General features: G+C 62.7%; 20 protein-coding genes. 8 read left to right on the top strand and 12 right to left on the bottom strand.

Features of this window, described 5'->3' with window-relative positions:
* Nucleotides 1-57: 57 nt before the first annotated feature.
* The 3 genes from BB28_RS21180 to BB28_RS21170 are packed head-to-tail and all read left to right on the top strand — an operon-like array spanning nt 58 to nt 3,819.
* Complete coding sequence (locus tag BB28_RS21180) at nt 58-1,794, top strand: MFS transporter (protein ID WP_046254933.1); 1,737 nt, start codon at nt 58-60, stop codon at nt 1,792-1,794.
* 53 nt (nt 1,795-1,847) lie between these two features.
* A complete protein-coding gene (locus tag BB28_RS21175) occupies nt 1,848-2,540 on the top strand; it encodes a DUF5642 family protein (protein WP_046254932.1) in 693 nt (230 codons plus the stop codon).
* Nucleotides 2,541-2,544: 4 nt separating this feature from the next.
* Nucleotides 2,545-3,819 (top strand): hypothetical protein, encoded by a 1,275-nt coding sequence (locus tag BB28_RS21170; RefSeq protein WP_046254931.1) that lies wholly within the window; start codon nt 2,545-2,547, stop codon nt 3,817-3,819.
* Here the strand turns inward: BB28_RS21170 and BB28_RS21165 are convergent.
* Genes BB28_RS21165 through BB28_RS21155 form a run of 3 tightly spaced genes read right to left on the bottom strand, consistent with a single transcriptional unit; the run spans nt 3,806 to nt 5,588 of the window.
* Nucleotides 3,806-4,300, bottom strand: a complete 495-nt coding sequence (locus tag BB28_RS21165; protein WP_126315438.1) for a hypothetical protein — start codon at nt 4,298-4,300, stop codon at nt 3,806-3,808. The genes BB28_RS21170 and BB28_RS21165 overlap by 14 nt on opposite strands.
* 23 nt (nt 4,301-4,323) lie before the next feature.
* Nucleotides 4,324-4,923 carry a hypothetical protein gene (locus BB28_RS21160; RefSeq protein ID WP_126315436.1) on the bottom strand — a complete coding sequence of 200 codons (600 nt, stop codon included), beginning with the start codon at nt 4,921-4,923 and terminating at the stop codon, nt 4,324-4,326.
* Complete coding sequence (locus tag BB28_RS21155) at nt 4,920-5,588, bottom strand: hypothetical protein (RefSeq protein ID WP_046254928.1); 669 nt, start codon at nt 5,586-5,588, stop codon at nt 4,920-4,922. The genes BB28_RS21160 and BB28_RS21155 overlap by 4 nt, the downstream gene beginning before the upstream one ends.
* A gap of 47 nt (nt 5,589-5,635) precedes the next feature.
* Here BB28_RS21155 and BB28_RS21150 point away from each other — a divergent pair, with 47 nt between their 5' ends.
* On the top strand, nt 5,636-6,958 hold the full coding sequence (locus BB28_RS21150; RefSeq protein WP_046254927.1) for a hypothetical protein: 1,323 nt from the start codon (nt 5,636-5,638) through the stop codon (nt 6,956-6,958).
* Here BB28_RS21150 and BB28_RS21145 read toward each other — a convergent pair.
* The 7 genes from BB28_RS21145 to BB28_RS21115 all read right to left on the bottom strand — a co-directional run bounded on the left by BB28_RS21145 (nt 6,942) and on the right by BB28_RS21115 (nt 12,351).
* Nucleotides 6,942-7,496: a hypothetical protein gene (locus BB28_RS21145; protein ID WP_046254926.1), complete on the bottom strand. Its 555-nt coding sequence runs from the start codon at nt 7,494-7,496 to the stop codon at nt 6,942-6,944. The genes BB28_RS21150 and BB28_RS21145 overlap by 17 nt on opposite strands.
* Entirely contained in the window at nt 7,493-8,077 is a 585-nt protein-coding gene (locus tag BB28_RS21140) for a hypothetical protein (protein WP_046254925.1), read from the bottom strand. Before BB28_RS21140 ends, BB28_RS21145 begins: the two co-directional genes overlap by 4 nt.
* Nucleotides 8,077-8,724, bottom strand: coding sequence for a hypothetical protein (locus tag BB28_RS21135; RefSeq protein WP_046254924.1), 648 nt, complete (start codon nt 8,722-8,724; stop codon nt 8,077-8,079). Before BB28_RS21135 ends, BB28_RS21140 begins: the two co-directional genes overlap by 1 nt.
* Before the next feature lie 32 nt (nt 8,725-8,756).
* The gene (locus BB28_RS21130) at nt 8,757-9,959 is read right to left on the bottom strand and encodes a DUF7373 family lipoprotein (RefSeq protein ID WP_225421953.1); all 1,203 of its coding nucleotides are present in this window, start codon (nt 9,957-9,959) and stop codon (nt 8,757-8,759) included.
* Nucleotides 9,960-10,033: 74 nt separating this feature from the next.
* Complete coding sequence (locus BB28_RS21125; RefSeq protein WP_030096296.1) at nt 10,034-10,834, bottom strand: exodeoxyribonuclease III; 801 nt, start codon at nt 10,832-10,834, stop codon at nt 10,034-10,036.
* Nucleotides 10,835-10,843: 9 nt separating this feature from the next.
* Nucleotides 10,844-11,743 (bottom strand): N-acetylglutamate synthase, CG3035 family, encoded by a 900-nt coding sequence (locus BB28_RS21120; RefSeq protein WP_046254923.1) that lies wholly within the window; start codon nt 11,741-11,743, stop codon nt 10,844-10,846.
* A gap of 14 nt (nt 11,744-11,757) precedes the next feature.
* Nucleotides 11,758-12,351: a peptide deformylase gene (locus tag BB28_RS21115; protein WP_046254922.1), complete on the bottom strand. Its 594-nt coding sequence runs from the start codon at nt 12,349-12,351 to the stop codon at nt 11,758-11,760.
* A gap of 176 nt (nt 12,352-12,527) precedes the next feature.
* On the opposite strand from BB28_RS21115, the gene BB28_RS21110 reads away from it, so the two are divergent.
* The 4 genes from BB28_RS21110 (at nt 12,528) to BB28_RS21095 (ending at nt 15,302) form a co-directional block, all read left to right on the top strand.
* On the top strand, nt 12,528-12,875 hold the full coding sequence (locus BB28_RS21110; RefSeq protein ID WP_030096299.1) for a DUF3263 domain-containing protein: 348 nt from the start codon (nt 12,528-12,530) through the stop codon (nt 12,873-12,875).
* A gap of 61 nt (nt 12,876-12,936) precedes the next feature.
* Nucleotides 12,937-13,401, top strand: a complete 465-nt coding sequence (locus BB28_RS21105) for a LytR C-terminal domain-containing protein (RefSeq protein ID WP_030096300.1) — start codon at nt 12,937-12,939, stop codon at nt 13,399-13,401.
* 51 nt (nt 13,402-13,452) lie between these two features.
* Nucleotides 13,453-14,172, top strand: coding sequence for a superoxide dismutase[Cu-Zn] (gene sodC / locus BB28_RS21100; RefSeq protein ID WP_046254921.1), 720 nt, complete (start codon nt 13,453-13,455; stop codon nt 14,170-14,172).
* 8 nt (nt 14,173-14,180) lie between these two features.
* On the top strand, nt 14,181-15,302 hold the full coding sequence (locus BB28_RS21095; RefSeq protein WP_046254920.1) for a glutamate--cysteine ligase: 1,122 nt from the start codon (nt 14,181-14,183) through the stop codon (nt 15,300-15,302).
* Here the strand turns inward: BB28_RS21095 and cysC are convergent.
* Nucleotides 15,299-17,200 carry an adenylyl-sulfate kinase gene (gene cysC / locus BB28_RS21090; protein ID WP_046256044.1) on the bottom strand — a complete coding sequence of 634 codons (1,902 nt, stop codon included), beginning with the start codon at nt 17,198-17,200 and terminating at the stop codon, nt 15,299-15,301. The two genes, BB28_RS21095 and cysC, sit on opposite strands and share 4 nt — an antisense overlap.
* Nucleotides 17,201-17,235: 35 nt before the next feature.
* Nucleotides 17,236-18,189, bottom strand: a complete 954-nt coding sequence (gene cysD, locus BB28_RS21085) for a sulfate adenylyltransferase subunit CysD (RefSeq protein WP_046254919.1) — start codon at nt 18,187-18,189, stop codon at nt 17,236-17,238.
* Between the last annotated feature and the right edge of the window lie 131 nt (nt 18,190-18,320).

Raw genomic sequence — 18,320 nt, 5'->3', positions numbered from 1 at the left:
GCCGGGCTGGGATGCTCCGCTGGCCGCGTCGGGGAGAAGCGCGCAACAAGGGTGACGATGACTGACTTGATGACACGGACCGACGAAACAGCTGCGGACATCGAGACCGCGCGGCGACGGCTCCGGGTGGACCGCGACCATCCGCACTACAAGTGGGTGGCGCTGTCCAACACCACGCTGGGTGTGCTGCTGGCGACCATTAACTCGTCGATCGTCCTGATCTCGCTTCCGGCCATATTCCGCGGCATCGGTCTGAACCCGCTGGCTGCCGGGAACGTGAGCTATCTGCTCTGGATGCTCATGGGTTATCTGTTGGCCTCCGCGGTGTTGGTCGTCTTGTTCGGTCGCCTCGGCGACATGTACGGGCGGGTCCGGATATACAACATGGGCTTCGTCGTCTTCACCGTTGCGGCGGTAGTGCTCTCGTTCGATCCCTTCCACTACGGCGGCGGTGCGGTCTGGCTCATCGCTTGGCGCGTGGTGCAAGGGGTGGGTGGGGCCATGCTGATGGCCAACTCGTCGGCCATCCTGACCGATGCCTTCCCCTCCACACAGCGCGGTCTGGCGCTGGGCATCAACCAGGTGGCCGCGGTGGCCGGGTCCTTCCTAGGGCTGTTGATCGGAGGCGTGCTCTCCGAATGGGATTGGCGCGCCATCTTCTGGGTAGGGGTTCCGCTGGGCTTGCTGGGCACCGTGTGGTCGTACCGGTCGCTCGTCGAGATCGACCAACCCACGCCGGGAAAGCTGGACTGGGCCGGAACCGTGACCGTCGCGCTGGGGCTGACTGTGCTGCTCACCGGCATTACGTATGGCATTCAGCCGTACGGCAATTCAAATACCGGATGGGGCAACCCGCTGGTCTACGGATCGTTGATCGCCGGTGTCGCTCTGCTGGTGCTGTTCTGTGTGATCGAGTCTCGGGTGGCCGACCCGATGCTGGATATGCGCTTGTTCAAGAACCGCGCGTTCGGCCTGGGGAACCTGGCCAATCTACTGGCGTCGGTGGGTCGTGGCGGTCTGCAGTTCATGCTTATCATCTGGCTGCAGGGCATCTGGTTGCCATTGCGCGGATATAGCTATGAATCGACCCCGCTGTGGGCGGGAATCTTCCTGCTGCCCATGACACTTGGCTTCCTGTTGGCCGGCCCGGTGGCCGGTGTGCTCTCGGACCGCTATGGCGCCCGGCCGTTCGCCACCGGCGGCATGGTGCTGTCGGCGGTGACGTTCCTGGCGCTCATCGCCATTCCGGTGAACTTCAATTACTGGGCCTTCGCGGCGCTCATCTTTCTCAACGGGTTGGGATCGGCCATCTTCACCGCACCCAACACCGCGGCCATCATGTCCAGCGTCCCGGCGCATCAGCGCGGCGCCGCCTCGGGTGTGCGCGGCACGTTCTTCAACGCGGGCAACTCGCTGTCCATTGGAATCTTCTTCTCGCTCATGATCGTCGGGCTGTCCGCCACCATGCCCTCCGCGATGCAGTCGGGCTTGACCGCGCAGGGCGTGCCCGCCGCCACCGCTGCCGAGGTGTCCAATATGCCGCCCGTGGGCAGCCTGTTCGCGGCGTTCCTCGGCTATAACCCGATCAGTGAATTGCTCGCTCCGTCAGGTGCTCTGGAGCAGCCAGGGGTCAACGCGGCCGAGTTGACCGGGCAGTCGTTCTTCCCGAATCTCATCACCGAACCCTTCCATGCCGGTCTGGTGGTGGTGTTCGTCGCCGCCGCGCTGATGATGGCGATCGCGGCTCTGGCCTCGCTGGGTGCCGGTGGCAGATATGCGCACGAAGACCAATGACTCGTGCTTGAATCTTTCTGGCAAAAGGTTTGCCAGAAACGAGGGGGCGCTAAATGGATCGCGGAAGAGCGTGGATAGTTGGGGGCATCGCTGTCGGTGCGCTGGTGGTGTCGTGTTCGAAGGGCGGCGATGACGCGCCGCCACCCAGCCCGGTGCACCCCGTCGACATCACCGCTGTCGGCAAGCTGCAGGACCAATTCCCCCCAGGTTTCACGGTGCAGCGGTTGCCGCGCTCGGTGCTGACCAAGGACAAGCTCGATCAAATGAACGGTGGCATGGATGCCGCGACCTTCGATCCGCCGGAATGCGCGGAATCGATCATGGGCCGCATCCCCAAGATGGTAGGCGCCACCATGGAAATGATAAATGGAGTCACCACTGAGGCCGTGGCACCGGGCCTGCCGCTGCCGAAGATGATCAACGTGATCGCGACGGAATCCCCCACACCCGTGTCCTTGGAGTCTTTCTACAAGGAGGGCTGCGAAAACTCCACGATGGTCATCCCGGACAAGGTGGAGGGCACCGTCGAGACCATCGAGACACCCGATATCGACGGGTTGAAGGTGCATGGCACGCGATCGGTGATCAAACCGCTTACTTCCGGTCCGGGGGTCTCCTTCGAACAGGTTATGTATGAGATCGATCTCGATGACCACCATGGGCTGAAGGTGCAGGGTGTGGGCTACTCCGATGTCAGTGCGCTGCAGGCGCTGTTGGTAAAGGCCGTCAAGGCGGTCAGGGGCTAGGCCCGTGTTGGACACCCTGAAACGCACGGCGGCGCTGTGGTGGCGGCGGTGGCCGTGGCTAGTCGCCATCTACCTCGTCGGCTGGCTGTTGGGGTACGGCGCCTTGCAGCTGGCGATCGTGGTCAGCGTGCATGTCGGCGGATTCTGGGGCGACCTGTTGGTTCCCGTGGTGGTCTTTGTGCGGGTCTGTACCTGTGTGTTGATGATCTGGGTGCTGAGTGGGGAGAACCTGCGCGACTCCGGCGATGCGGGCGGCCCGTGGGCGTTTCTGAATCGGCTCTCTCCCGCTGTTCTCCCGGTGCTGGCGCTGCTCGCGGTGTGGAAACTGCCGGTGGCGGACATGGACCGCTACCAGGCCGCTAAAATCGACGCTGCCAGCTTCTCTCAGCAGGGCGCGTTGATGTCAGCTGACGAGCTCAACAAGTTCATCTTCACCACGGACTGGCGCATGTACACGGTCATCGCCATCGCGTTCATCGCGAGGTTTGTGCTGACACGACTGCGAGATTGGTTGCCGGCGTGGACGCAGTTGATTGCCGCATATCTTGAGGTGACCTGGATCGCGTTGTTGTTCTTTGCCTCAGGTGTGAAACTTTTCGGCACGCCACAATGGATTTCAGAGCGACAGATCGTCGTTTGGTACAACGACCAGAAGGCTGCGGCGTTCAGGCATCTGGGCGTTGTTGGCGCCGTCCAGGAGTGGGTGGTCGACAACGTGCTTGCACTCCTCCCAGTGATCCTGCTTCCTCTCACCTGGTTGGCCATCACGGCGCTGGTCCTCCCGAACACGCTCAGTCCCACCTGGATTACGGCAAGCCAGGCGGCGGTGGGAGAGACGATGAGCGATCGCATCGTCGCGCGCTCGGCCCAGGCGGCGAGCAGAATGCGGGCCTGGTGGATTCGTGTGCCCGCTGTGCTGCAATCCCGTGGCACGGAGTTCGGCCGAAACATGTTGGGTATTGCGGAAAAGCTCGGTGGCACAGCGCGCTTGGTGCTTCACTCGGGTGTCACCACGGTCGCGTTCTACATCCTGGCGTTCATGGGTCTGGTTTTTCTCTTCCCGAGCGACACCTTCTACGACACCAACATATCGGACGGGTTGGTTTGGCGTGCAGTGGTTTCCTTAATTGGCCCGCACGATCTGTTCTTCTGGATCAACTATGACGTAATTATTCGCGCGGTGATCGGCGCGGTCGTGGACCCGTTACGGTTTTGTCTGATGGTGGCGATGTACCAGCATTGCGTGGAGCGGGCGCGGCAGAGCGTCAACGCACCATGAATCTGACCGTGCGACTTCCTTCGATATTGGTGAAGGTGATATTGACTGCGCTGATCTGAGCATCGTCAGGAACCACCATGGCGCCGACCCAGGTGCCAGCACCCTCGCAGATGTTGGCCATCGGCATCTGCTTTATCCACTTGGACACGGAAGTAGGCAAATCGAACGAGCTTTCGGCCCACATCCGGTCCCTGGTGTCCCAGAAGGTGAAAAAACACTGGCGCATGGTGGTGTCGGTCTGGTGCTTGGGGCGAGCCGTACGGTCGAACTGGATAGCTTCCACGCGTGTGCCTGCGGGAAGTGCCTCGGTGACCGGCGGTTTTATCCTGCGCACACTCCAGTCCACATCATTCAGATTGACCGAGCTTCCATAGGGCACAACGATTTTCGGGATAAGATCACTGCCCGCGCCGGTCCGGTGGGCACGTGCGGCAATGGGGAGCAGCGCGGTGCCTGCGACGACGATGAGGATCAGTGCCAACCAGTTGGAACGCAGCCAAGCCATCATTTCGACACCGCCGGAGACGTTACGGCGAGGTAGTCCTTGTGCTGTATGTCGTCCACCTGGATGGGGATGTTGAGTTGAGAGTCCAGCACTGCGTGATACTCGACGCGGCTCCCGATGGCCACCGCATGGTAGTTCTCAATACGCAGCGCCATCGAGTCGGACAACTTTGCCGCCTCGAAGATGATCTGTTTACGGTTTTTGACTCCCGGGTGAGCATTGAGTTCGGCACCAGCAGTTGCCTTGGGGGACAGGATATTTCCGTCCATCAGCAGGTATGGCCGGAACAAACTGGTTCCTACCACCGCTTGATACTCAAGCTCGACGACGACCCAATTGCCCTTTGTGCTCTCGACCACGGACTCGGGCGTCGTTCCGTTCCTCAGATATGTGTAGGCAACCGTAGGTGCCGCATACACGTTGAGAACTCGGACGTCGAGATTGCGGCCAGTCGATTCATTGGCCGAAACATCGCCGACCGGGAACGGCCCATATGATTCGGACCTCGTGGGAATATGGGTGTACAACGCAGCGGCGAGAACCAGCATCGCGACCGCCGAGGCCGCACCCAGCGCTCGAATCATCTTCTGCCTAGTCATTTCTTGTCGCAACTCTCGGCACTGGCCCGCAGATCGCCGTAGCCACCGTCGGGCGCCACCCGCCAAAGATAGGCAGGTGCGCCAGTTTTGGTGGTCGCCAGTTCCGTATTGTGCATCTGGATGTGAAACTCGTTGCCGGAAGACGACTTCGGCACAGTCCAGATGATGGTGTACTCCGCGCTCTTGCCTGGTGAGATGGCATCGTCGTTGGTCAGCGGCCCCTGCTCGGCGAAGATGCCCGCGTAGTTTGACGAAGTGGGCGGACTCATCAACTCGAAGATGTTGTTGGGGGTGTTTCGATAGTTGGGTTTGCGAAGGGGCACATCGAACGGCACGGTGCGCGTGGAGGTGTTCTCGATGCTGGCGTTCAAGGCGATTACCTGACCAGTCCTCACGATCTTGACCACGGCAGCGGCGGTCCGGGGGACTTGCGATGGATCGCACACCGCGCGCAGAGAGTGCGGCGTGATGACGAGTGGGCCGTTCTCGTAGGGGGTCCCGAAGGAGATACGCGTGCCGATGTCGGCCTGATTCAGGCCTCCGAACGCGGCTGTCACCACCAAGACTGCGATGACGGCGGCGCGCCGCAGATGCGCCAGCGAGAACCGATCAAGCCGTTGCCAACGCTGTTTGGTGGTCTCTGCTGCTGCCCCGTCCCCGCCCATGGGCAAAGCATATGTGCTTGGCTGGCCTAGCTGACTACTATTTGCCTATGGCAGCGTGGGGGATGAGCGGTCCGGTGGATCTGCTGCGCCGCACCGGGTTCTTGTGGTGGCGCTGCTGGCCGCGGCTCATCGGAGTTTGGCTCGTCGGCTGGCTCGCCCGGCATTGGCTGATCAAACTGGCCGTCTACGTGGGCGTGCACTTCGGTGGATTCTGGGGCGACTTGATCATGCCGTTGGCGGCCTTGGCCAGACTCGGCACGTACATCCTGATGTTCTTGGTCATACGCGGGGAGACGAACCTCCCCCATGAGAACACCGATGGCCAGTCGCGGTATCAGGCCTTTGTGGGCATCGTGCTCAGGACGATCCTTCCGGTGTTCGTGCTCTTCGCGGCGTGGCGGCTCATTCTGGCCGACTATGCGTTGTACCTGGGGTCATTGAACGCCGACCTCTCCTACGCGGCCTACTCCGGCGGCGCCCCTGAGAGGACGTTGACGCAGGCCCAGGAGTTCATGACTCCCAGCGACTGGCGGGCATATCTGGCGATACTGATCGCGTTCGTCGCCCGTGGCGCTTTGACGAGGTATTCCGAGAAGCTCCCTGCCTGGACCCAGCTGGTGGCCGTCTACCTGCAGGCTCTGTGGGTGGTGCTGCTGCTTAACGCTGCGTCGAATCGGCTTGTGGGAAGCCCGAAATGGGTATCCGAGCGCAAGGTCATCGTCTGGTACTCCGAGCAGAAGGAGCGGTTTCTCGCGCACTTCAGCCTCCTCGGTCAGGTGTGGAAGTGGATCACCGATGCAGTAGGGCCGACCGTGTTGGCGGTGTTGTTGGCGGTGACGTGGATTGCCATCGTGGGAACCGTCTATGCCGCTCGGCCGCAAACCACGTGGGCCGGCGCCAGCCAAGCGGCGTTCGGTGAACTTCAGGGCTCCCGCGTTACCGATGTGGCAAGTCGGACCGGCCTCGCTGCGAAGGAACGTTGGCAGCGGCTGCCGGTCATCGTCCAGACACGTGCGTCCGAAATCTTCCGAAGCCTGCTGGGTATAGCCGACCAACTGCGAGACACTCTGCGGCTCACATTGCATTCCGGACCAGTGACGTTGTGTTTCTTCGTCTTTGTATTCATGGGGACCGTGGTCTTGGATCCCAACGGCGCCTACTTCAACGTCTACGTGACCGACGGGTACATGTGGCGCGGCGTGGCCATGCTGCTGGGGCCGCATGAGTGGATCTGGTGGGCGTCGTATCGCGAGTCCATCCGGACAGCGATTGGCGCGCTGATCGATCCGCTTCGGGTATGTCTTGTGGTGGCGATGTACTGGCATTGTGTGGAAAGAGCCTCGCGGCCGTCGGTCACGACGGAGGTATGAACCGCACGTAGCGGTATTTTTTCGCGCTTCCTTTTTCGGGTGCGAACTCGACGTCCACCGCGGTGATGTCGGCGTCCTCCGGCACCACCATGACGACGGCGAATGAGCCGGCGGTATTGCAGGTGTCATACCCCTGCTTCCGGGTCCAATCCGACACCGAGACCGGCAGTGTTCCTGCCTGTCCATACCAGTGTCGATAGTTCTGGTCGACCAATGTGGCGCGACACATCGCCCATCCCTCATCGAGCGCGGCCGGCTTCCCGTCCCTGGATCGGTCGAATGCGTACGCCGCAAAACGTGTTCCGGGCGGCTGTGGAGAGTCGTACTTGGAGTACGCGGGAGTAGGCATGTCCAGAGCACGCATCCGCCACAGCACGCCATCGATCTTGACCGTGGCCCCGGCGGGCACCGTGGCGGCGGGGATATCGGTCCCAAGGTTCTCTTTCCACGAGGGATAGCCCACCGTGATGCCGAAGATGAGCACTCCGACAACGATCAGTACCACTCCAATGATGTTGCGCTGCAGCCAATTTCTCATGGAACGACCTGCTCGTTCACGAGTGTCAGCACTGGCCGCTCTTGAATCATTTCGGGTGGAATGACGATCAGGAGTTGTGAGTCGACCCAGCCCTGCATCATGCGAAAGTCGTTATCCGGGAAGATGATCGCGAGAAGGTTGAGCGACTTGGGAGGCTCTGGGGCGTCAAAAACCCATGTCTTCCGCGCGCTGACACCTGGTTGCCCGGAGGCCTTAGTGGCGGCGAAGTTCTCCCGGTCGATGTTGCGGTGGTCGGCCTCGAGCTGCAAATCGATCCTGTCGGGGGTGCGGACAGTCTCATAGGAGAGATCGATCGCGATGTAGCGCCCCTTGGTCTGGTAGGTGTCGACGCTGGAGTCGCTGACCGAAGACTTCACGCGGACTTCAGGCGCCGAGAACACTCGATGTACGGTCACCGACAGATTGCGGCCCGCGGTGGGTGCCGGCGCGGTGCCGTGCACCAGGAGCGGCGCGTACGAGTCGGTGCGTTTCGGCACATTCATGTACAGGTAGGCCGAGCCTGCGAGCAGCAGGGCGCAAACAACGACCTGGACTGCCATGATGGCCCGATTTCGCCGCATCACTCGCACCTGCCGATGGTGGTGCGAAGCTCGCCGTAATGACCCGTGGCGCCCCAGGTGGTGACGGTATTGGCAACCCCGGCGGCTCGTTCGAAGTCGGACATCTTGATGGTGACGTCATCGCCGGGGTGCGCTTTGCCGAACGGGAATCCCCAAACGACGATCACGTCCTGGACCTTTCCCGGTTGGAGGACCGATACCAGGCCGTAGGGCCCATAGGCGCCCTCATCTCGAACGTCGTCGCCGACCAGACTGAATACGGCATTGTTACTCGGCTTGAGGTCGTGCAACACCACCCCGGACGAGTCGGCGGTGTTCTCCACTGTCGCGAACAGGCCCACGAGCTGGCGCTCCTTAGCGGCCTTCTGCAACAACAACTGGTTGCGGGTCGGCAGGCGTGCGGGGTCACAGATCTCGGCGACACGATGCGGTGTGATCGTGTAGACGCCGTTCGAATACGAGGACCCCAGCGCTACCGGCGTCATCGGCTCAGCCGTTTCCAATCCGCCGAAAGCCGCCGTCGTCGCCAATACCGCGACGATCGCGACCTGGTGCAATCGTTTCAGCGAATAGCGATCCAGGAACCTGCGATTCTCCGGCTCGTTGGATTCGTTGACGGGATCGTCCCCACCCATGCGCAGAAGCATACGGTGAGAGGGTCGTCCGTAGCTGATTTCTGTTAGCTAAGCCGGTTCCGCTGATCCTGGACCCGTTGACCGATCACGGACAGGGCGCCCTGTACCCATGCGACATACCGTCCTTGCTGGAACAGGCAGGTCAAGAGCGGGTCGTTGTCCGTCCCCGATTTGTACTGCAGGCATTCGGCGTTCGGCACGGTGGACGGCGTGCTCGGCGGGCCGTAATCCTTCCTGTCCAGTAACTCGGGTCGCAGTGCGTCCAGTAGACGTTTGGCGCCCGTCTCATCGCCCGCGCGTGTCACTCGAGTGCTGTCGGCGACGATGAACCGGTCGACGCCGGTCTCGCGATAGATCTCAAGCCAGGCCGGGATGTCGGTGTGAAACAGCGCCGCACCGCGCGCGTCGAATACGGCGCCGCTACCGCTCGGGTTGAACGAGGTCTTGTCGGTGGCGAGCTTGAGCAAGGATCCGTCGGGGTCGAAAGGCGATGTGAGCGAGCTTAATTGGTCAACCGGTGTGGGCGTGAAGTGCTCCAGTTCCTGGAGTTGCCGGGTGAGGTAGCGGGACAGGATTTCCACGCTCTCGACGTCTGGTTGCTGGCTGACGTCAACCCGCACCACGAGTCGCCCCCGTTGGAGATACGCCACAGTTTCCGCGTAGACGGACTGGCCGTAGTTCTTGTGTGTGGCGTAGGCCTTGGCGGCCGGAAAGCCTGGAATCTCCACGGTCTCTACGCGTTTGGATTCGCTGGGGTCCAGTTGGTTTCGGAGGCTGAACAGGGCTTCCGTCGCCGCAGCCGCGGACGCGTCGTCTTTGAACAGCCGGATCTTGATTCCCAGTAGGGCGGTGGCGTCGTTGTTCGGCGTAACCGGCTCGCGCGAGAGGCTCATGCCGGTCACGTATCCGTAGTCGAGCAGCTCGTCAGAGTTATCCCGCCGATAGAGCAGAGTCGGCCAACCCGGGCTGTTGAATCGGCCGTCGATGATCGTCGGCGCCACGATCGACCCGGAGAGCCGGATCGCCTCGTAAAAAAGATGTTTGAGCTTGACGTCTCCGATGTTGCCGGTCGGAGGCGGCAGCGGAACAGTGGGCCGCGGTTTCGCCGTCGCGCTGGTGGTGGTTGACGGCGTCGGTCCCATCGGTGTTTCTCCGTTGGTCACGATCTCGATGCCGTTGGGCGGCGACGTACAGGCGGCCATGGTGAGCATCAGAGCGATCACCAACGCGTGGAACCGGCGCATCATGCGCTACCCCCTCGATCAGTAGTTCTCTGAGGGTAGCGCGGGGAGGATTTGCTGCGGGAAACTTCGCGCCGGTGTCAGTCCAGATCGACGACGACCGGAGCGTGGTCGCTCGCGCCCTTGCCCTTGCGTTCCTCACGGTCGATATGGGCGTCGCCCACCCGTTTGGCGAATTCCGGTGAGCCGAGGACGAAGTCGATGCGCATCCCGCGCTTCTTGGGGAAGCTCAGTTGCGTGTAATCCCAGTAGGTGTACACGCCCGGACCGGGAGTGAACGGCCGCACCACATCGGCGAATCCGGCGTCGTTCATCGCGGTGAACGCGGTGCGCTCGGGCTCGGACACGTGGGTGCTGCCCTCGTAGGCCTCGACGCTCCAGATGTCGTCGTCGGTGGGTGCGATGTTCCAGTCACCCACCAGCGCCACCTGTGCCGCGGGATCGGCTGCGAGCCAGCCGGCGGCCTCGTCACGTAGAGCAGAGAGCCACCGCAGCTTGTACTGGTAATGCGGATCCTGCAGCGTCCGGCCGTTCGGGACGTAGAGGCTCCATACCCGCACTCCGTTGCAGGTGGCGCCCAGCGCTCGGGCCTCGGCGGCTTCCTCGACATCCGCGCCGGACGCCCACCCGGGCTGACCCTCGAATCCGACGGTCACATCGTCCAGCCCGACTCGTGAGGCGATGGCCACTCCGTTCCACTGGCTCAGTCCCACGTGTGCCACCTCGTACCCGGCATCGGTGAACGCCTGCATGGGGAACTGCTTGTCGGAGCACTTGGTCTCCTGCATCGCGAGCACATCGGTGCCGGAGCGTTCCAGCCAGGAGATCACCCTGTCGGCACGGGCGCGGATGGAGTTCACATTCCAGGTGGCCAATCGCATGACGTCACCCTACTTTTCGATGCTGACAGCCTCGATACGTGCATACCGGTATCGGTGTTGTTCGGTAAAACCCAAGCTCGGGTACAGCGCGAGCGCCGCCGTGTTCTCCGCCCGTACCTGGACGTATGCGCGGCGCGCGCCCTGCGCGGCCCCCCAGCCCAGCAGTACCTCACACACCTGTCGGGCAAGCCCCCGGCGTCGATGGGTCTCGGCCACCCGTACCGCGGAGATGCCGAGCCAGCCCTCGGTGACGGCGCCGCGCGCGATGGCCACGGCGGGACCGTCACCGGCGACGGACGCGAAGCCCAGTTTCCCGTCGATCACCGCGGTCAGCACCGGCACCGTCAGGGGGTGGCTATCTCCGTGCAGGGCAAGCCAATCCGGCGGTGGTGCCGGAGGTAGGGGCGGGCCATCCGACCCGGCCAGATCACGCACCATCACCACGGTTTCCTCGCTCGTCACCAGTGTCTCGGGTGGATGCACCAACCGGTCGGGCAGGCACAACAGGGTGGGTAGCTGGTGTGCGGAGTACCAGGCACCCACATCGCCGAGCGACCGAGGGGATGCCGAATGCTCCAGTGGGACAGCAGAGTTGCCGCGATGTGTGTACCCGCCCGCGGCCCGCACGAACCAGCCGTCCACCCAAGCGTGTTCGATACCCGGCCAGGCGAAGGCCGCTGCTCGCTGCGCGGATCTGATGTCCCGGTTCAGCACCGGAACTGGGGGCAATACGCGCACTGAGACGATATCGAGGGGCGAAATATCCACCACCGCACCGGATTTATGTACTACGCGTACCGCCGGATGTGTTGCCGTTAGTTCGCCGACGGTATCGGTGAACGGGGGCACCGAGCCAGCAGGCCGTTGGCTGCGGATGGCGACCCGCGTACCGAGTTCGGGCAGGTCCACGGTGCAGGGTCGCTCTAGTGCCCGAAGGGATCGGCGACTTGGCCTGGTGTCCAACTCAATCCGGGTACGCCCCAACCGTTGGATTTGACGGCACGCTTAGCGGCTCGGGCATTGCGCCCGATCAGCATGTCGATATAGAGGAATCCGTCGAGGTGTCCTGTTTCGTGCTGCAGCATGCGCGCGAACAGATCGTTGCCCTCCAGGGTGATCTCCTTGCCGTCGGCGTCCAGGCCGGTGACCCGCGCCCAGTCCGCGCGTCCGGTGGGGAAGGACTCGCCGGGTACCGACAGGCAGCCCTCTTCGTCGTCATCGGGGTCGGGCATCGTCTCGGGGATGGCGGAGGTTTCCAGGACCGGGTTGATCACCACGCCGCGATGGCGGGTTCCGCCGCCGCGGGTGTCGGCGCAGTCGTAGACGAACAGGCGCAGGGGCACGCCGATCTGGTTGGCGGCGAGCCCGACGCCGTTGGCGGCGTCCATGGTCTCGTACATGTTCGCGATCAGCTCGGGCAGATCGTCGGGTAGCGAACCGTCAGGACCGACCGGAACGGGCTCGGTAGGCGTGTGCAGCACCGGGTCGCCGACAATGCGGATGGGAACAATAGCCACGGAAGGCAAGCTATCGGCTTGGTATTGAGAGCCGACGCGCGGGGTTGGCTAGCCGGAGTTGCGGTTTGAGCGTGGTTAAATATCGCCGAACCACAGTGTTGTTATTTTCAGTGTTGCAGTGAACGCGATCGATCAAGAGACAGACGACAAACGCCCCGGTTGGGTCAGGAGCTTTTATGGACGGCGCCCAGGCGCGAGCTGAGCAGTCGAAGGCTGCGAATGCTGGTCAGGATTCGCCTGCCGTCGGCTCGGACGGAGTCGAGATCGCTGCTGGTCTGAGCCGGCGCGAGCACGACATCCTGGCCTTTGAACGGCAGTGGTGGAAGTACGCGGGTTCCAAGGAAGACGCCATCAAGGAGCTCTTCGGCATGTCGGCCACCCGCTACTACCAGGTATTGAATGCGCTGGTAGATCGTCAAGAGGCCCTGGCTGCCGACCCGATGCTGGTTAAACGTCTCCGTCGGCTGCGTGCGAGTCGCCAGAAGGCCCGTGCCGCGCGTCGCCTGGGGTTTGAGGTCACATAGCTGTCTCGGAGCGGCCGGCTGAATAGGTGCTGGCGCCCTCGGACCGTAGAGTGGATTCACAATGAACGAACGCGTACCCGATTCTCATGGCCTGCCGCTTCGCGCCATGGTGATGGTGCTGCTGTTTCTCGGAGTGATTTTCCTGCTCGTCGGGTTCAACGCTCTCGGATCGGACAAGTCCGCGTCATCGGACTCGACGTCCACATCGGTCAGCGCCGCCGCAGCCCCCAAGTCGACGACACCGCCGCCCGCGCCGAAGCCGGAGGTTCGTGTGTACAACACCACCTCGGTGCCCGACCTGGCGCGGGGTGCCGCCGACCAGGTCACGGCCGCAGGCTGGAAGGTAGCCGAAGTGGGCAACCTGCCGATGCCCGAGGTGAACGTCACGACCGTCTTCTTCGGTAAGACCGCCGGAGAAGAAGAAGCTGCCCACGAAATCGCCAAGGTGCTCGGTGTTCAGGCCGCACCGCGTGCACCCGAGCTCGTGGAACAGCCGCCGGGTGTCGTTGTCGCTGTCGCCATCTGACCGATCTGACGGATCGGCACTGCGAGTGCTACAGGCCGTAGGAGAGATGGCATGATGAGGCCCATGGTTAAGCCCGCCGTTGTCGCCGCCGGAACCCTTGCTGCCGTTGCTTTGTCCCTGAGCGGATGCTCCCCGGATCAGCCCGCCAGCACCACTCCGGGCACCACACCTCCGGTGTGGACCGGTTCCACCGCGCCGTCGGCCGCGGGCGAGCACGGCGGACACGGGGGAGGCGAGCGGCCGATCCCTTCGGGAGAGAAGCTCAATGCCACGCTCAAGCTTGCCGACGGCACTCCGGTGGCGTCCGCGGAGTTCGTTTTCCAGGACGGGCACGCCATCATCACCGTGAAGACCACCGAGAACGGCAAGCTCACCCCGGGTTTCCATGGACTGCACATTCACTCTTTCAAGAAGTGCGATCCCAACTCGACCGCGCCGGCCGGCGGCACCCCGGGTGATTTCCTCTCCGCAGGCGGGCATTTCAACGTTCCCGGTTACACCGGTCATCCGTCCAGCGGCGACCTGGTGTCGCTGAACATTCTCAAGGACGGCTCTGGTGAGCTGGTTACCACCGCAGACTCGTTCACCAAGGATGATCTGACTGCTGGCAATGGCACTTCGATCATCATCCACGAGAAGGCCGACAACTTCGCCAACATTCCTCCCGAGCGCTACACCCAGGCCAACGGCACGGCAGGCCCCGACGACACCACCAAGTCGACGGGTGATGCGGGCAAGCGTGTGGCCTGCGGTCTCATCGACGCGGGCTAGCCGCCAGAGTGGCCCGCCCGATCGAATTTCGCGGGTCACCGCGACCCACGCTGGGGGTTGAGTGGGAATTTGCGCTCGTCGACGCCCAGAGCAGAGACCTCACCAACGAGGCCTCCGCCGTACTGAAAGTGATTGGCGAGACACCGCATGTGCACAAGGAGCTGCTGCGTAACACCATCGAGGTGGTGACGGGCATCTGCGGGACGGTCGCCGAGGCGATGGATGACCTGCAGACGACCCTCGCTACCGTGCGACCGACCGTGCAGTCGATGGGCATGGAGCTGTTTTGCGCCGGAACGCATCCCTTCGCCCGGTGGTCGGCGCAGCAGCTCACCGATGCGCCGCGATACGACGAGCTGATTGCCCGCACTCAATGGTGGGGACGTCAGATGCTGATCTGGGGTGTGCACGTGCACGTCGGCATCTCCTCCAAGCACAAGGTGATGCCGATCGTCACCTCGATGCTCAACTACTACCCGCACCTTTTGGCTCTGTCTGCGTCGTCCCCGATGTGGGAGGGGCAGGACACCGGATACGCCAGTAATCGGGCCATGATGTTTCAGCAGTTGCCCACCGCCGGTCTGCCATTCCACTTTCAGACCTGGGAGCAGTTCGAGGGCTTTGTCGACGATCAGATGAAGACTGGAATCATCGACCAACTCAACGAAATCCGTTGGGATATCCGGCCTTCACCGGCGCTGGGCACCGTCGAGGTCCGGATCTTCGACGGGATCTCCAACGTCGCCGAACTCGAGGCCTTGGTGGCACTGACGCACTGTCTGGTGGTGGACCTGGACCGCAAGCTGGAGGCGGGGGAGTCGTTGCCCACGATGCCGCCCTGGCATGTTCAGGAAAACAAGTGGCGCAGTGCGCGTTACGGGCTCGATGCGGTCATCATCCTGGATGAGGACAGCAATGAGAGATTGGTGACCGAGGACCTCGACGATCTGCTGACTCGGCTGCAACCCATCGCGCGGCTGTTGGAATGCGAGACCGAGCTGGCTGCCGTGGAGGATATCTACCGCCATGGCGGGTCTTATCAGCGTCAGCGGCGGGTGGCCGAAGAGCATGACGGCGACTTGGGTGCGGTCGTGGACTCGGTGGTCAACGAATTGGAAACCGAGCGCTAGACCGACAACCAGTACTCCAGGATCGCGGCCGCCTGCTGTTCTGGATTGCCTTCCTGTGGGCGCAACACCAGCTCGGCACTTACCGGGGCCTCGTAGGGTGCGTTGACTCCGGTGAAATCGCTGATCTCCCCGGCGCGGGCCTTGGCGTACATGCCCTTCGGGTCGCGCTGCTCGCAGATCTCCACGGGAGTGTCGACGAACACCTCGACGAACGGCAACCCAGCCTTTTCGTGTTGGGCCCGGATTTTGTCCCGATCGGCCTGATACGGACTGATGAGCGCGGCCACTGCGACCACCCCAGAGTCGGAGAGAATCTGGGCGACTGCGCCCACGCGGCGTACGTTTTCGGCGCGGTCGGCCGCTGAGAATCCGAGGTCCGCATTGAGGCCGTGCCGCAGATTGTCGCCATCGAGCCGGTAGGCGGGGATACCCATCGCCACCAGTCGCCGCTCCAATTCAACTGCGACGGTGGACTTTCCGGATGCAGAGAGCCCGGTGATCCATATTGTCCCGCCCTTGGTGGAGCGTTCCTCGCGAGAAATCGCGGACGAGTGCCATATCACCTTGGACTGGTGCAGGGTCGGGCCGGAGATCATGCCGGCGGCGACCGTGTTGTTGGTGGCCTCGTCGACCAGGATGAAGCTGCCGGTGGTCCGGTTGCGTCGGTAGGGATCGAACATGATCGGTCGCTGCAGTCGCAGCTGCACCCGTCCGATCTCATTGAGCTTCAGTTCTTTTGCTTCCTGATCCCGGTGCAGGCTGTTCACGTCGAGCCGGTAGTCGAGGCCGGCAACGGCGGCCTTCACGGTCGAGTTGGCGTGCTGCATCACGAATCGCGATCCCTCGGAGAGGGTAGACACATCGGTGAACCAGCACACCATGGCATCGATCTGGCCGCCTACCAGTGGCCGGTTGTTCGGTCGGCAGAGCATGTCGCCCCGGCCCAGGTCGAGCTGGTCGGCAAGTTGTACGCTTACCGCGCTTCCGGCGAAGGCCTCATCCACGACCGCGCCGCCCGGCCCCCAGATCGCGGATACCGTTGAGGTGAAACCTGATGGCAACGCGACGATCTCGTCGCCAGGTTTGAATACGCCGCTGGCAACGGTTCCGGCCACGGCCCGGAAGTCGTGTAGGTCGGTGATGTGCTCGGCGCCCGGCGCCGCCGCACCGCCCTGGGGGCGGATGACGTACTGGATGGGAAAGCGCGCGTCGATCAGATTGCGGTCCGACGAAATATGTACCTGCTCAATATGATGCAACAACGACGGACCCTCGTACCACGGAGTATTCGTGGACCGGGTGACGATGTTGTCGCCCAGGAGTGCGGACACTGGAATGACGGTGAGGTCATGCAGCTCCAGTTTGGTGGCGAATCTGCGGAATTCCTCTTTGATTTCGTCGAAACGCTGAGGTGACCAGTCGACCAGGTCCATCTTGTTGATGCACAGCACCACGTGCTCGACACCGAGCAGCGAGGTGATGAACGCGTGCCGGCGCGTCTGTTGCGTCAGCCCGTTGCGCGCATCGACCAGAATGATTGCCAGGTCTGCGGTCGAGGCGCCGGTCACCATGTTGCGGGTGTACTGTTCATGCCCTGGGGTGTCTGCAATGATGAATTTGCGTGCGGGCGTGGAGAAGTAGCGGTGCGCGACATCGATGGTGATGCCCTGCTCACGCTCGGCCCGCAGCCCGTCGGTGAGTAGCGCCAGGTTGGTATGCGTCTCGCCCTTGGCCTTGCTGCTGGCTTCCACGGCGGCCAGCTGATCGGCGAAGATCGACTTCGAGTCGTACAGCAGGCGGCCGATCAGGGTGGACTTGCCGTCGTCAACGCTGCCTGCCGTGGCGATGCGGATGAGCTCCTGGGCAGGTTCGGTGGTTTCGATGGTCTGCAGGCTCATCAGCTGTGCTTGTTGTTCTTCGCGCGAGCGGCTCATCAGAAGTACCCTTCCTTCTTGCGGTCTTCCATGCCGGCTTCGGAGATCCGGTCATCGGCGCGGGTGGCACCCCGCTCGGTGATGCGGGTTGCCGCAACCTCTTCCACTACCGCGCTGGGAGTTGAGGCGACAGATTCGACGGCGCCCGTGCACGTCGCGTCACCGATCGTGCGGAACCGAACCGACTTCTCGACGAGTTCCTCGCCCGGCTGCAGGGTGAGGAATCTAGTCTCCGCCAACAGCATTCCGTCGCGTTCCACCACATTGCGTTTGTGTGCGTAATACAGCGGAGGCAGCGTGATGTCCTCCGATTCGATGTACTGCCAGATATCCAGCTCGGTCCAGTTGGACAGCGGGAATACCCGGATGTGTTCACCCTTGCGGTGGCGACCGTTGTAGATGTTCCAGAGTTCCGGGCGCTGAGCCCGTGGATCCCATTGGCCGAACTCATCACGGAAGCTGAATACTCGCTCCTTGGCGCGGGCCTTTTCCTCGTCGCGGCGCGCGCCGCCGAACACGGCGTCGAAGCGATGCTCGTTGATGCTGCGCAACAACGTCGCGGTCTGTAGACGGTTACGCGTGGCCCCCGGTCCGGTCTCCTCGACGACGGCACCCGAGTCGATGTCGTCCTGCACACTGCCGATTTCCAGCCGCAGGTTGTAGCGGCCGACCGTCTCGTCGCGGAAAGCGATGACCTCGTCGAAGTTGTGCCCGGTGTCGATATGCATGACGGGGAAGGGCAGTGGCGCTGGCCAGAATGCCTTGGCCGCGACGTGGAGCATGACCACGGAATCCTTGCCGCCGGAGAAGAGCAGCACGGGTCTTTCGAAGGTCGCCGCAACTTCGCGGAAGATGTAGACGGCCTCGGCTTCCAGGGCGTTCAAGTGCGATAACTCGTATGACTCGGCGGGTGATGAGCCTCTGGGGCGAAGAACATCGGGCGATGTCGGCATGCGATTACTCCATTCGGTCCAAATATGTACCGTATCGGTTCGTATTCGGTCCAGCCCAGATTAGAACGTGTTCTCGTTGGGTGTCAATGGGATGCGGTGACCACACCGCCGAGTGTGGGCGGTGCTGCGCA

It is taken from the genome of Mycobacteroides chelonae CCUG 47445, from assembly GCF_001632805.1.
GTDB lineage: Bacteria > Actinomycetota > Actinomycetes > Mycobacteriales > Mycobacteriaceae > Mycobacterium > Mycobacterium chelonae.
The sequence above is the reverse complement of the archived record's forward strand: the minus strand, read 5'-3'. Positions and strand labels throughout refer to the sequence as shown.

What these genes read in the sequence shown, in the direction of transcription:
- BB28_RS21180 (WP_046254933.1), top strand. Translation starts at nt 58, where the DNA reads ATGACTGACTTGATGACACGGACCGACGAAACAGCTGCGGACATCGAG.
- BB28_RS21175 (WP_046254932.1), top strand. Translation starts at nt 1,848, where the DNA reads ATGGATCGCGGAAGAGCGTGGATAGTTGGGGGCATCGCTGTCGGTGCG.
- BB28_RS21160 (WP_126315436.1), bottom strand. Translation starts at nt 4,923, where the DNA reads ATGACTAGGCAGAAGATGATTCGAGCGCTGGGTGCGGCCTCGGCGGTC.
- BB28_RS21155 (WP_046254928.1), bottom strand. Translation starts at nt 5,588, where the DNA reads ATGGGCGGGGACGGGGCAGCAGCAGAGACCACCAAACAGCGTTGGCAA.
- BB28_RS21150 (WP_046254927.1), top strand. Translation starts at nt 5,636, where the DNA reads ATGGCAGCGTGGGGGATGAGCGGTCCGGTGGATCTGCTGCGCCGCACC.
- BB28_RS21145 (WP_046254926.1), bottom strand. Translation starts at nt 7,496, where the DNA reads ATGAGAAATTGGCTGCAGCGCAACATCATTGGAGTGGTACTGATCGTT.
- BB28_RS21140 (WP_046254925.1), bottom strand. Translation starts at nt 8,077, where the DNA reads ATGCGGCGAAATCGGGCCATCATGGCAGTCCAGGTCGTTGTTTGCGCC.
- BB28_RS21135 (WP_046254924.1), bottom strand. Translation starts at nt 8,724, where the DNA reads ATGCTTCTGCGCATGGGTGGGGACGATCCCGTCAACGAATCCAACGAG.
- BB28_RS21130 (WP_225421953.1), bottom strand. Translation starts at nt 9,959, where the DNA reads ATGATGCGCCGGTTCCACGCGTTGGTGATCGCTCTGATGCTCACCATG.
- BB28_RS21125 (WP_030096296.1), bottom strand. Translation starts at nt 10,834, where the DNA reads ATGCGATTGGCCACCTGGAATGTGAACTCCATCCGCGCCCGTGCCGAC.
- BB28_RS21110 (WP_030096299.1), top strand. Translation starts at nt 12,528, where the DNA reads ATGGACGGCGCCCAGGCGCGAGCTGAGCAGTCGAAGGCTGCGAATGCT.
- BB28_RS21105 (WP_030096300.1), top strand. Translation starts at nt 12,937, where the DNA reads ATGAACGAACGCGTACCCGATTCTCATGGCCTGCCGCTTCGCGCCATG.
- sodC (WP_046254921.1), top strand. Translation starts at nt 13,453, where the DNA reads ATGATGAGGCCCATGGTTAAGCCCGCCGTTGTCGCCGCCGGAACCCTT.
- cysC (WP_046256044.1), bottom strand. Translation starts at nt 17,200, where the DNA reads ATGAGCCTGCAGACCATCGAAACCACCGAACCTGCCCAGGAGCTCATC.
- cysD (WP_046254919.1), bottom strand. Translation starts at nt 18,189, where the DNA reads ATGCCGACATCGCCCGATGTTCTTCGCCCCAGAGGCTCATCACCCGCC.